Origin of the sequence: Streptomyces sp. NPDC051133, from assembly GCF_040682635.1 — a bacterium.
Classification (GTDB): domain Bacteria; phylum Actinomycetota; class Actinomycetes; order Streptomycetales; family Streptomycetaceae; genus Streptomyces.
This window is the reverse complement of record NZ_JBFBBK010000002.1, coordinates 84,722-96,579: the sequence shown is the minus strand read 5'-3', so window position 1 is coordinate 96,579 and position 11,858 is coordinate 84,722. Positions and strand designations below refer to the sequence as shown.

Below are 11,858 nucleotides of genomic sequence, written 5' to 3'. Positions count from 1 at the left end.
TATCGAGATCCATTCGCACACCCGAATCCCGGCCCACACCTGTGCGGCGGGCATGACCTGAAGGAACCGTACCCTTGCCGCTATGCGACACGGCACGATCCCGGGCGCCCACGGGCGCGTTCGGCCCCTTTCCCTGCTCGGTGACGCCCCGCTGCGCGAGCAATGCCGGGAAGTCACCGACTTCGGCCCCGGCCTGGCGGCCCTCGTGGAGGACCTGTTCGCCACGATGTACGCGGCGCAGGGGGTGGGCCTGGCCGCGAATCAGATCGGGGTGGGTTTGCGGGTGTTCGTGTACGACTGCCCGGATGATGACGATGTGCGCCATCTCGGGCATGTGGTGAACCCGCGGCTGGTCCAGACGGACGGGGTGGTGATCCGTGGGCCCGAGGGCTGCCTGTCCCTGCCGGGGCTGGAGGCGGGGACGGAGCGGTACGACCACGCGGTGGTCGAGGGCCGCACGGTGACGGGGGAGCCGGTCACCGTGCACGGCACGGGGTTCTTCGCCAGGTGTCTGCAGCACGAGTGGGACCACCTGGAGGGCCGGGTGTACGCGGATCACCTCGGCGGCTGGCGCAAGCGAAGACTGACGAGGCAGATCTCCCGGGCTTCCTGGCGCCGGTGAGGCGGGCCGTCCGGGGAGAGCGGCCGTCAGAACCCCGGGCCCCCCATCCTGTCCCCGGCCGCCGCCAGCCGCCCCCACAGCAGGTCCGCGAGGGAGCGCACCAACTCGGCCCGGCCGCACGGGCGTTCACCCAGCCACCAGTCTCCGGCCGCGTGCATCATCCCGACGATCCCGTGTCCCCACACCCGGGCCAGCCGCTGGCTCTCCGGCCCCAGATCGACCCGCTCCTCGATGACCTGGGCCAGCTCCTCGCCCATCCGCCGAAGCAGTGGAGCGCTGTGCTTGCCGACGTCGAAGCCCTGGTCGCCTCCGCTGCTGCCCTCCGCCGGATGCATGAGGAACCGGTACACCTGGGGCCGTGCCTCGATCGCGGCGAGGTAGGTGTCCAGCGTCGACTCGACCCGCTCGCGCCGGCCGGCCGGCGCGTCCAGCGCGGCCCGCAGCGAGTCCAGCAGCGCGTCCGTGTGCCGCTTGGCCAAAGCCGCGTAAAGGCCGCCCTTGTCCCCGAAGTGCCGGTACAGGATCGGCTTCGTGATTCCCGCCTCCGCCGCGATCGCGTTCATCGACGCCTGCGGGCCGTCGCGCAGCACCACCCGGTCGGCGGCCTCCAGCAGCTCACGCCGTCTGCGGTCGGCGGACCGCTGCTGATCGGTCCGCTGTGTGGTGTCCATGTGCTCTCCCCACCCGTGCTGATTCGGTGACGCCTGCGCAAACTAACACTGACTGTGCCCCTGACATCGAACGGGATGCCGACCGTCATCACCGGTTGACTTTTCCTACCGGTCGGTAACACACTCGGGTTACCGCTAGTAACATCGTAGTGCCGCCGCTGGAGGGGACATGGCCGAGTTCACCATGGAGCTGAACGACGAACAGAAGGAAGTCCGGGACTGGCTCCATGGCTTCGCCGCGGACGTGATACGCCCCGCCGCGGCCGAGTGGGACGAGCGCGAGGAGACCCCCTGGCCGGTGATCCAGGAGGCCGCGAAGGTCGGCATCTACTCCCTCGACTTCTACGCGCAGCAGTACTTCGACCCCACCGGCCTCGGCATCCCGATGGCGATGGAGGAGCTGTTCTGGGGTGACGCGGGTATCGCCCTCTCCATCGTGGGCACCGGGCTCGCCGCCGTGGGCGTGCTCGCCAACGGCACCGAGGAGCAGATCGGCACCTGGATCCCGCAGATGTACGGCGACGCCGACGACGTCAAGGTCGCCGCGTTCTGCTCCTCCGAGCCCGACGCCGGCTCCGACGTCGGCTCCATGCGCACGCGTGCCGTGTACGACGAGGCCAAGGACGAGTGGGTGATCAACGGCACGAAGACCTGGGCGACCAACGGCGGCATCGCCAACGTCCACGTCGTCGTCGCCGTCGTCGACCCGGAGCTGGGCTCCAAGGGGCACGCCTCCTTCATCGTCCCGCCGGGCACGCCCGGGCTGTCCCAGGGGCAGAAGTTCAAGAAGCACGGCATCCGCGCGTCGCACACCGCCGAGGTCGTCCTCGACCAGGTCCGTGTCCCGGGCTCCTGCCTGCTCGGCGGCAAGGAGAAGCTGGACGAGCGGCTCGCCCGGGCCCGGGAGAGGGCGAAGTCGGGCGGAGAGCGCCTGAAGAACGCGGCGATGGCGACCTTCGAGGCCTCCCGGCCGGCCGTGGGCGCGATGGCGGTGGGCACCGCGCGGGCCGCGTACGAGGTCGCCCTCGACTACGCCACGACCCGTGAGCAGTTCGGGCGGCCGATCATCGACAACCAGGGTGTGGCGTTCCAGCTGGCCGACATGCGGACGCAGATCGACGCCGCCCGGCTGCTGGTGTGGCGGGCCTCGTGGATGGCGGTCAACGGCAAGCCGTTCACCGCGGCGGAGGGGTCGATGTCCAAGCTGTTCGCGAGCGAGACCGCGAAGAAGGTGACCGCGCAGGCGATCCAGATCCTGGGCGGCAACGGGTACACCCGTGAGTATCCGGTGGAGCGGATGCACCGGGACGCCGCCATCTACACCATCTTCGAGGGCACGAGTGAGATCCAGCGGCTGGTGATCGCCCGGACCCTGACGGGGATGCCGATCCGGTAGTGCCGTGGGGGTCGCGGGAGTCCCGCGCCCCCTCAGGCCGGCCCGCTCACCGGTGTTTCAGAGGGGTGAGCTGCTCGATGTCGTACTTCACCCGCAGCGCCTCGATGGCCTCGTGGTCCGGAGGGCCCCCGTTGCCGAGGATCTCCAGCAGTTCCTCGAAGTAGCGCTCGTGATCCGGGGGCGGCGACGCCTGGAAGAACATCCTCGCGGGCGTCTCCGTCGGATTCGCGAACGCGTGCGGGCACCCCGGCGGCACGACGATCACCGTGCCCGGTGTGGCCCGCACCACCCCGCCGCCCGAACGCGACTGCCACTTCTGCCAGTTGTCGGGGGTGCGGATACGGGGCTCGAAGGCCAGGACGTCCAGTTCGCCCTCGAGGACGTAGAACAACTCCTCGCTGCGGGTGTGCAGATGGGCGCCGACGTCGAAGCCGGGCGGGACGTCCACCTCGAAGGTGGAGGCCATCCGCGAGTGCACGCCGGTGACCTTGTACGTCACCCGCTGCGCGGGCGTCTCGACCACCCGGCCGTGGCCCGGTGGGACGAGCAGCCCGTCGACCGGTGTCGCTTCCTCCCGGGACGGCGGATCCGTCTGGGCCCGCGCCGCATCCCGTGCCGCGGGCCCTTCGGGTACCCCCAGTCCTTCGGCCGCGGTCATCGGCCGCTCACCATGTCACCGGCAGGGACTCGGGCCCCCGGATCAACGCGCCCTTCCTGAAGGGCACCTCGTCCGGTGGCACGGCCGGCCTCATACCCGGCACCCGGTCCAGCAGGGCGTCCACCAGCAGCTCCGACTCCAGCCGGGCCAGCATGCCGCCGGGGCAGTAGTGCGGGCCGAAGCCGAACGCCACGTGCGGGTTCGGGGTGCGGGAGAGGTCGATGGTCTCCGGGTCGGGGAAGACGTCCGGGTCGCGGTTGGCGGCCAGGTAGGAGACGTAGACGGCGTCGCCCGCGCGGATGCGGACCTCCCCGACCCGCACGTCCTCCTGGGCGATCCGGGACAGGCCGACGGCGTTGCGGTGCGGGAGGTAGCGCAGCAGCTCGTCGATGGCCCTCGGCCGGATGCCGGGTTCCGCGCGCAGCCGTTCCGCCAGCTCGGGGCGGCTCAGCAGCAGATGGAACATCTGCCCGGTGTTGTTGGTCACCGCCTCACCGCCGATCTGCAGCAGGACGGCGAGGCCGACCGCCTCCTCCAGCGCGACCTCGCCCCGGCCCACGGCGGCACCGAGCAGCGAGGTGACGTCCTCGGCCGTACTGCCCTCACGCAGCCCGATCAGGTCGGCGAAGTAGGTGCTCATCTCCCGCTTGGCCTGCTCGCTGACCTCCTTGCCGTGCGCGGAGGACAGGATCAGCTGGGTCCAGGTGTGCATGGTGTGCCGGTCGCCGGCCGGGACGCCCATCAGCTCGCAGATCACCGCGATGGGGAACGGGCCGAGGACCGTCGCCGTGAGGTCGGCGGGCGGGCCGTCCTGGAGGAGCTCGTCGATCAGCTCGTCCAGCATCCCCCGTGCCTTCTCCCGCACCCGCCCCACGCCCCTGGCGGTGAACGCGGCGGCGACCGAGCGGCGCAGCCTGGTGTGGTGGGGCGGGTCGAGGAAGCCGACGGCGCCCGGGTCCGGGATGAAGTGCGGGGCGAGCCGGGTCACCTGCCGGCCGATGACCGCCTCCCGGCTGAACCGGGGGTCGTTGGCCACCGCCCGCACGTCGTCGTACCGGGTGACCAGCCACGCCCAGCCCTCGCCGTTGGGCAGCCGGACGCGGGTGACCGGGCCCTCGCGCATCAGCTCGGTCAGCACCGGGTCGAAGTCCGTCCCGGGCAGGTCGAGCGCGGGCCAGTGCCGGACGGGCGGCAGGGTCTCGGGGAGCGGCGCGGGCTCGCTCCGCACGATCTCCTCGGTCATCGCGCGTCCCGGTCCGCGTTGACCCAGCGGCCCACCGTCATCTCGGCGGTGATGCCGGGCCCGAACCCGGCGAGCAGCCCGCGTGCCCGGTCCTCGGCACCGCCCTCGTCGAACAGCCGGCGCAACGCGTCCAGGACGACGGCGCTGGCGATGTTGCCGTACTCGGTGAGCGTGGACCGGCTGAACCGGAAGGCGTGCGGGTCGACCTCCAGGAACGTGCTGAGGTCGTCGAGTATGCGGGGCCCGCCCGCGTGGATGATGTAGAAGTCCAGGTCGGACGCGTCCCAGCCGTGGTCGCCCGCCAGGTCCTTCAGGGCCGGGGCGAGCGGTTCCATGGTGGTGGGCACCCGCTTGTCCAGCAGGAAGTGGAAGCCGGTGGCGCGGACGTCGTACGCGATCCAGTCCTCCGTCTTCGGGATCAGGTACGAGCCGTTGCGCTCCAGGCGGACGCCCGTGCCGCCGCTGCCGCGGACCACGGCGGCGGCGATGCCGTCACCGAACAGGCCGTTGGAGAGCAGCGAGCCGACACCGAGGTCGGTGGGCTGGTAGCACAGCGAGCAGAACTCGCAGGCCACGATGAGCGCGTTGGCGTGGGGGTACGCCGAGCAGAAGTCGTGCGCCCGGTTGATCGCCGCGCCGCCGGCCGCGCAGCCCAGCTGGGCTATCGGGAGCTGGCGGGTGGTGGGGTCGAAGTCCATCTCGTTGATCAGCCACGCGGTCAGCGAGGGCATCATGAAGCCCGTGCACGAGACGTAGACGATCACGTCGATGTCGCTGGTGAGGAGCTCCGCGTCGTCGAGCGCCCGCTGGATCACCGCCGGGACCCGGGCCTTGGCCTCGGACTCGTAGCGCTTGTTGCGCTCCTCGAAGCCGGGGTGCTTCAGGGTTTCCTCGATGGGCTGCACGATGTGCCGGGTCTTGACGCCCGTGTTCTCGATGAGCCGCAAGGCCAGCGGAAGCTGAGGGTGGTCGGCGTGGCGGGAGCGCGCCAGCTCCAGCGTCTCCTCCATCGTGATCACGTGCTCCGGGACCGACACCGAGGGCCTGCACAAAGTCGCCATGAACCGTCCCTGCTTTCAGCCGTCCGGCGGACTCTCACCCACCGGTCAGAAGGTGGTTCACCTCTGGAGGTGCTCCAACCACGGTCACCCGGGAGGGCGATGATCTCGCGTCGGGTTACTCCGAATCGGGGACGCCGTGTCAGGCTCGAAGGACGACTTCCGCGGCCGGACGAGGGAAAACGCCATGACATCTGTTTCCGCGAAGGAGCTGCTGAGCAGGGCCGTCGGGTCGCTCGCCCCCGACCCGTGCGCCAACCCGCTGGTACCGCTCGTCGAAAGCGGCGAGGCCGGCCGGGAGACCCTGGCGGCGCTGGTCCTGGAGCAGCGGTGGGTGATCCCCGCCGACCGCGCCGCCTTCCAGCACCTGGCGGACCGCTCGGCGGAGGCCTCCGAGGCGGCCTTCTTCACCTCGCTGGCGGCGGGGGAGGACCTGGCGTCGCGGCATCTGGCCGCGCTGGCGGACGCCTGCGGCATCACGGAGGAACGCTCGGGGACGTACACCCCCCTGCCGGGCTGCCAGGCCTATCCGGCGTACGTGGCCTGGCTCGCCCTCAACGCGTCCCCGGCGGACGTCGTCGTCGCGCTCACCGCGAACTTCTCGGCCTGGGGCGGCTATTGCGCCCGCATCGCCACCGGCCTGCGCACCCGGTACGGCTTCACGGACGAGGCGTGCGCCTTCTTCGACTTCTTCGCCGAGCCGGCCCCGCGGCTGGAGGCGCAGGCGACGGCGGCGGTCCAGGCCGCCGTGGACACCGGCCGACTCGACCTCGGACTGTCCCACACCTACGGAAGGCTGCTCCAGGCGTACGAGGCGATGTTCTGGCACGCGCTGACCGCGACCCCCTAGGGGCGACGACCTACGGCGCCCCACTGCTGTGCGCGATGCACGCCACGTCGATGCGGTCCGCGAGCTTGGCCAGTTCGATGGTCAGAGCGGCCACCGTGTCCTCGTCGAGTCCGTGCTCCCCCGCCTCGACGAGATGCAGCCACCGTCCGCCCACGGTCCGCAGCAGCTTGCTCACGTCGGCCGCAGCCACCTGCAAGGTACCGCGGTCGTCGACGATCAGAGGCAGGGTCACTTCGCGGTTCACAAAAGGGGATGGTAGCCGCGCAGCGCTCACGCACCCTGCCAAACGGTGGTGATGTTGCAGAACTCCCGGATTCCGTGCCCGGACAGCTCACGCCCGTACCCGGACCGCTTCACACCGCCGAACGGGAAGGCCGGATGGGAGGCGGTCATCCCGTTGACGAACACGGACCCGGCCTCCAGGTCCCGGGCGAACCGCTCGACCTCGCTCTCCTCGCGCGTCCATGCGTTCGAACTCAGTCCGAACGGCGAGTCGTTGGCGATGAGCACCGCCTCGTCCAGGTCGCCGGCCCGGTACAGCGTGGCCACCGGCCCGAACGCCTCCTCCCGGTGGATGCGCATCTCCCGGGTGATCCCGGCGAGCACGGTCGGCGGGTAGAACCAGCCCGGCCCGTCCGGGCGCTGCCCGCCGCACAGCACCTCGGCCCCGGTGCGCCTGGCGTCGTCGACCAGCTCCTCCAGGTCCCGGCGCCCCTGCTCGCTGGAGAGCGGTCCGACCTCGGTGTCCTCCTCCAGCGGGTCGCCGACCTTGAGCGCCTTCATGCCCGCCACGAACCGCTCGGTGAAGGCGTCGTAGACGTCGGTGTGCACGATGAACCGCTTGGCGGCGATGCAGGACTGCCCGTTGTTCTGCACGCGCGCGGTCACCGCGACCCGGGCCGCCTGCTCGATGTCGGCCGAGGGCATGACGACGTACGGGTCGCTGCCGCCCAGCTCCAGCACCGTCTTCTTGATCATCTCCCCGGAGGTGGACGCGACCGCCCGGCCGGCCGGCTCGCTGCCGGTCAGCGTCGCCGCCTTGACCCGCTCGTCGCGCAGGACGTCGTCCACCGCGCCGGAGCCGATCAGCAGCGTCTGGAAGCAGCCCTCCGTGAAGCCCGCCCGATGGAACAGGTCCTCCAGGTACAGAGCCGTCTGGGGGACGTTGGAGGCGTGCTTGAGCAGGCCCACGTTGCCCGCCATCAGCGCGGGCGCGGCGAACCGGATCACCTGCCAGAGCGGGAAGTTCCAGGGCATCACCGCGAGCACGGGGCCGAGCGGCCGGTAGCGGACCCGGACCCGGGATGCGCCGGAGTCCTTCACGTCCGGCTCGGGGGGCTCCTCGTCGGCGAGCAGTCCCTCGGCGCGTTCGGCGTACCAGCGCATCGCCTTGGCGCACTTCGCGGCCTCCGCGCGGGCCTGCTTGATCGGCTTGCCCATCTCGGTGGTCATGACCCGGGCGATCTCCTGCTGGTCCTCGTCCAGCAGGTCGGCGGCCTTGTTCAGCAAGCGGGTGCGGTCGGCGAACGTGGTCGTCCGGTAGGTACGGAACGTGGCCTCGGCGAGCTGGAGCCGGCGTTCCAGCTCCTCCTCGCCCATGGACTCGTACGTTTTGAGCGTCTCGCCGTTCGCCGGGTTCACCGTCGCGATGGGCATGGCTGACCTCCCTGGGAGCGGGCTTGCTTCGACCTTCGCGCGCGGCCGGGCAGGACGCAACGCGAAAGGCCCCTGGTCAGCCCGAGTGCTCCGCCAGCCGGTCGAGAAACGCGGCCTGAGCCGTGATGATCAGCTCACGGGCCCGGTCGAGGGCGAACCACGCCACCCGGTCCAGCTCGGGGAACTCCCGCACCCGGCCCGACCTCGGCGGCCACTCCATGGTGAAGGTGCCGGGGGTGACGGCCCCCGGGTCCAGGTCGCCCTCGACGGCCCACGCCGTGACGATCTTGCCGTTCCTCTGCGCGACCTCGCCCAGCGGTACGGCCTCCCCGTCGGGCGGTGCCAGGCCCAGCTCCTCCCGGAACTCCCGCCGGGCCGCCTCCCAGGCCGGCTCGTCGGGGGCGTACTCGCCCTTCGGCACGGTCCAGGCCCCGGCCTCCTTCTTCGCCCACAGCGGGCCGCCCATGTGCCCCAGCAGCACCTGAAGCCCCTCGTCGGTGTGCCGGAACACCAGCAGTCCGGCACTGCGCTTCGTCGTACGCACCGTCACGGCGTGACCTCCGGGTGGGCCGCCAGCAGGGCCTCCACCGTATCGGCCTCCTCGGGCCGCTTGTCCTCGCGGTAGCGGACGAGGCGGGCGAAGCGCAGGGTGACGCCGGCCGGGTAGCGGGAGGAGCGCTGCAGTCCGTCGTAGGCGATCTCGACGACGAGTTCGGGGCGGACCCGGACCCCCCAGCCGGTGTCCTCGACGGCCAGCTCCTGCAGCCGCCCGGTCTGCCAGGCGAGCAGCGCGTCGGTCATGCCCTTGAAGGTCTTGCCCAGCATGGCGAAGCCGCCGTCCGGGGTGCGGGCGCCCAGGTGGAGGTTGGACAGCCTGCCGGTGCGCCGGCCGTGGCCCCACTCGGCGGCCAGCACCACCAGGTCGAGGGTGTGCACGGGCTTGACCTTCAGCCAGGCGGCGCCGCGCCGGCCCGCGCTGTAGGGGGCGTCCAGCGCCTTCACCACCACGCCTTCGTGCCCGCGGCCCAAGGTGTCGGCGAGGAACCGCTCCGCCTCCGGGATGTCCTCGGGACCGGACGTCACGGTACGGCGCACCCGCATCGGCTCGGGCACCAGCCGGGCCAGCTCCGCGTGCCGCTGCGAGAAGGGCAGGTCGAGCAGGTCCCGGCCGTCGACCGCGAGGGCGTCGAAGAAGACGGGGGAGACCGGCACCTGCGCGGCCGCCCGTGTCACGTCCGTGCGGGAGCCGACCCGGCCCGCCGTCTCCTGGAAGGAGCGGGGGCGGCCCGCGGGGTCGAAGGAGATCACCTCGCCGTCCAGGATGAACCGCTCGCCCACCAACTCCAGTGCGGCCGTGGTCACTTCGGGCAGCCGGTCGGTGATGTCGTCCAGGGTGCGGGTGTGGACGCGGACGGTGTCGCCGTCGCGGTGGACCTGGACCCGGATGCCGTCCAGCTTCTCCTCCACCGCGCAGGCGCCCAGCTTCCGCACCGCCTCGGCGACCGAGGAGGCGCTGTGCGCCAGCATCGGCAGGACGGGGCGGCCGACGGTGAGCCGGAACCGGTCCAGCGAGTCCGGTCCCTCGGCCAGCAGCGCCCGGGCGACCGTCTGCAGCGAGCCGGCGAGCATCACCGCCCGCCGTACGTCCGCCGCGTCGGCGCCGGTCGCCCGGGCGAGGCCCTCCACGGCGACCGCGTCCAGCGCGCCCTGCCGGACCTCTCCGGTGAGCAGGCCCAGCAGGAAGCGCTGCTCCTCCTCGGTGGCCGCGCCCATCAGCTCGCCGACGAGCCGGGCCCGTTCCGCCTGGGAGCCCGGCCCGGACACCTTGCCCAGTTCGCCGAGGCGGGCGTCGACCTCGCGGACGGTGAGCGCCGGCGCGGCGGCCGGCGGCACCGGGCGGCTCAGCACCTTCCAGCCGACGCCGAGCCGTCCCTGCGGGAGACGCCCCGCCAGGTACGGGATGACGATCGGCACGTCGTCCGCCTCCGCCTCCCGGAACAGCTCCGCGAGCAGCGCGGTCTTGCGGGATCGCGCCGCCGTCGCGGCGACCTCCCGGGACACCTGGGCGAGCCGGGTCAGCAGCATGTCATCCAGGGTGCACCGGGGTAGCGGGGTCTACACCCGCGCGGCCGCGTCGAGGCCGGCGAACAGCAGCTCCCCGTTGATCGCCGCCCCCGCCCGGTAGCCCCGGCTCGCCGCGTTGATCACCTGTTCCGCGAAGCCGCTCGTGTTGCCCGCCGCCCACAGGCCGGGCACGGTCGTCAGGCCCCGCTCGTCGATCACCGGGTAGGCGCCGAACGGCGTCTCGCACAGTTCGGCGCCCAGCCGCACGAGCAGGTCGTTGTTCGGCAGGGCGCGCGGCGCGGCGTACAGCACCTCGCGCTCGTGGACCGTGCCGTCCCCGAGCCGGACCCCGGTGAGCCGGTCGCCGGTGACGACGAGTCCCGCGACCCGGCCGGGCACCACCGCGACCCCGGCCGTGGCCAGCCGGCGCCGGTCCTCGTCCGTCAGCTCCGACTCGCCCGTCTCGTGCAGGAAGAGCCGCACGTCCTTCGACCACTGGGTGACCATCAGTGCCTGGTGGACGCTCAGCGGTGAGGTGGCGAGCACCCCGGTCGGCAGGTCGCGGACCTCCCAGCCGTGGCAGTACGGGCAGTGGACCACGTCCCGGCCGAACCGCTCGGCCAGCCCCGGCACCGCCGGCAGCTCGTCCTTCAGGCCGGTGGCGATCACCAGGTGCCGGGCCCGTACCGTGCCACCGCTCGCGAGGTGCACGGTGAAGTCCGTGCCGTCCCCGCGCGCGTCCACGGCCCGGTCCCGGACCAGCTCCACCCCGTACCGGGCGACCTCCTCCCGCCCGGCCGCCAGGAACTCGGCCGGGGACATGCCGTCCCGGGTCAGGTAGCCCTGCATGTGCGCGGCGGGCGCGTTGCGCGGCTCGCCCGCGTCCACGACCAGGGTGCGGCGGCGGGCCCGGCCCAGCACCAGTGCGGCGGACAGCCCTGCGGCGCCGCCTCCGACGACGACCGCTTCGTACGTGTTCATCTCGGTCATGCCCGAGACGGTCGCTCGGCTGCCCCGGGATTGACAAACGACTTTGCCGATTCTGCAATAGAAGACATGAGTACAGACGACGTGCTGGCGGAAGTGGGCGAGCGGCTGCGCCGTATCCGCAAGGAACGGGAGGTGACCCTGGCCGCGCTGTCGGAGGCGACGGGGATCTCCGTGAGCACCCTCTCCCGGCTGGAGTCCGGGCTGCGCAAGCCCAGCCTCGAACTGCTGCTGCCGATCGCCCAGGCCCACCAGGTCCCGCTGGACGAACTGGTCGGCGCCCCGCCGGTCGGCGACCCCCGGGTGCGGACCCGGCCCCTGCAGCGGCACGGCCGCACCTTCTGGCCGCTGACCCGCCAGCCCGGCGGGCTCCAGGCCTTCAAGGTCGTCGAACCGCAGCGCATGCAGGAGCCGGAGCCGCGCACCCACGAGGGCTACGAGTGGCTGTACGTGCTGTCGGGCCGGCTGCGGCTGGTCCTCGGTGAGCACGACGTGGTGCTCGCGGCGGGAGAGGCCGCCGAGTTCGACACGCGCGTGCCGCACTGGTTCGGCTCGACGGGGGAGGGGCCGGTGGAGTTCCTCAGTCTGTTCGGGCCGCAGGGGGAACGGATGCACGTACGGGCGCGGCCGACACGGAAGTGACGCGGCCGACT

Annotated in this window: 13 protein-coding genes; 4 read left to right on the top strand and 9 right to left on the bottom strand. The window is 72.1% G+C overall.

Annotation, left to right across the window (positions count from 1 at the left end):
* Nucleotides 1-82: 82 nt before the first annotated feature.
* The gene (gene def, locus AB0N17_RS02660) at nt 83-622 is read left to right on the top strand and encodes a peptide deformylase (RefSeq protein WP_366009247.1); all 540 of its coding nucleotides are present in this window, start codon (nt 83-85) and stop codon (nt 620-622) included.
* 26 nt (nt 623-648) lie between these two features.
* Here def and AB0N17_RS02655 read toward each other — a convergent pair whose 3' ends face one another.
* Nucleotides 649-1,293, bottom strand: a complete 645-nt coding sequence (locus AB0N17_RS02655; RefSeq protein WP_366009246.1) for a TetR family transcriptional regulator — start codon at nt 1,291-1,293, stop codon at nt 649-651.
* Between the two features lie 169 nt (nt 1,294-1,462).
* On the opposite strand from AB0N17_RS02655, the gene AB0N17_RS02650 reads away from it, so the two are divergent.
* Nucleotides 1,463-2,689, top strand: coding sequence for an acyl-CoA dehydrogenase family protein (locus AB0N17_RS02650; RefSeq protein WP_366009245.1), 1,227 nt, complete (start codon nt 1,463-1,465; stop codon nt 2,687-2,689).
* Nucleotides 2,690-2,735: 46 nt separating this feature from the next.
* On the opposite strand, the gene AB0N17_RS02645 is transcribed toward AB0N17_RS02650, so the two are convergent.
* Genes AB0N17_RS02645 through AB0N17_RS02635 form a run of 3 tightly spaced genes read right to left on the bottom strand, consistent with a single transcriptional unit; the run spans nt 2,736 to nt 5,651 of the window.
* Nucleotides 2,736-3,347 carry a cupin domain-containing protein gene (locus AB0N17_RS02645; RefSeq protein WP_366009244.1) on the bottom strand — a complete coding sequence of 204 codons (612 nt, stop codon included), beginning with the start codon at nt 3,345-3,347 and terminating at the stop codon, nt 2,736-2,738.
* 7 nt (nt 3,348-3,354) lie between these two features.
* On the bottom strand, nt 3,355-4,590 hold the full coding sequence (locus tag AB0N17_RS02640) for a cytochrome P450 (protein ID WP_366009243.1): 1,236 nt from the start codon (nt 4,588-4,590) through the stop codon (nt 3,355-3,357).
* The gene (locus AB0N17_RS02635) at nt 4,587-5,651 is read right to left on the bottom strand and encodes a type III polyketide synthase (RefSeq protein ID WP_366009242.1); all 1,065 of its coding nucleotides are present in this window, start codon (nt 5,649-5,651) and stop codon (nt 4,587-4,589) included. Before AB0N17_RS02635 ends, AB0N17_RS02640 begins: the two co-directional genes overlap by 4 nt.
* A gap of 184 nt (nt 5,652-5,835) precedes the next feature.
* Here AB0N17_RS02635 and AB0N17_RS02630 point away from each other — a divergent pair, with 184 nt between their 5' ends.
* Entirely contained in the window at nt 5,836-6,498 is a 663-nt protein-coding gene (locus tag AB0N17_RS02630; protein ID WP_366009241.1) for a transcriptional regulator, read from the top strand.
* A gap of 10 nt (nt 6,499-6,508) precedes the next feature.
* Here AB0N17_RS02630 and AB0N17_RS02625 read toward each other — a convergent pair whose 3' ends face one another.
* The 5 genes from AB0N17_RS02625 to AB0N17_RS02605 form a co-directional block, all read right to left on the bottom strand.
* Nucleotides 6,509-6,742 (bottom strand): DUF6213 family protein, encoded by a 234-nt coding sequence (locus AB0N17_RS02625; RefSeq protein ID WP_301975264.1) that lies wholly within the window; start codon nt 6,740-6,742, stop codon nt 6,509-6,511.
* 26 nt (nt 6,743-6,768) lie between these two features.
* On the bottom strand, nt 6,769-8,154 hold the full coding sequence (locus AB0N17_RS02620; protein WP_366009240.1) for an NADP-dependent succinic semialdehyde dehydrogenase: 1,386 nt from the start codon (nt 8,152-8,154) through the stop codon (nt 6,769-6,771).
* 76 nt (nt 8,155-8,230) lie between these two features.
* A complete protein-coding gene (locus AB0N17_RS02615; RefSeq protein WP_366009238.1) occupies nt 8,231-8,704 on the bottom strand; it encodes an NUDIX domain-containing protein in 474 nt (157 codons plus the stop codon).
* A complete protein-coding gene (locus AB0N17_RS02610) occupies nt 8,701-10,239 on the bottom strand; it encodes an ATP-dependent DNA ligase (protein ID WP_366009237.1) in 1,539 nt (512 codons plus the stop codon). Before AB0N17_RS02610 ends, AB0N17_RS02615 begins: the two co-directional genes overlap by 4 nt.
* 30 nt (nt 10,240-10,269) lie before the next feature.
* On the bottom strand, nt 10,270-11,208 hold the full coding sequence (locus AB0N17_RS02605) for an NAD(P)/FAD-dependent oxidoreductase (protein WP_366009236.1): 939 nt from the start codon (nt 11,206-11,208) through the stop codon (nt 10,270-10,272).
* A 66-nt stretch (nt 11,209-11,274) separates the two neighbouring features.
* Between AB0N17_RS02605 and AB0N17_RS02600 the strand changes: the two genes are divergently transcribed.
* Nucleotides 11,275-11,847 (top strand): XRE family transcriptional regulator, encoded by a 573-nt coding sequence (locus AB0N17_RS02600; protein ID WP_366009235.1) that lies wholly within the window; start codon nt 11,275-11,277, stop codon nt 11,845-11,847.
* Nucleotides 11,848-11,858 lie beyond the last annotated feature (11 nt).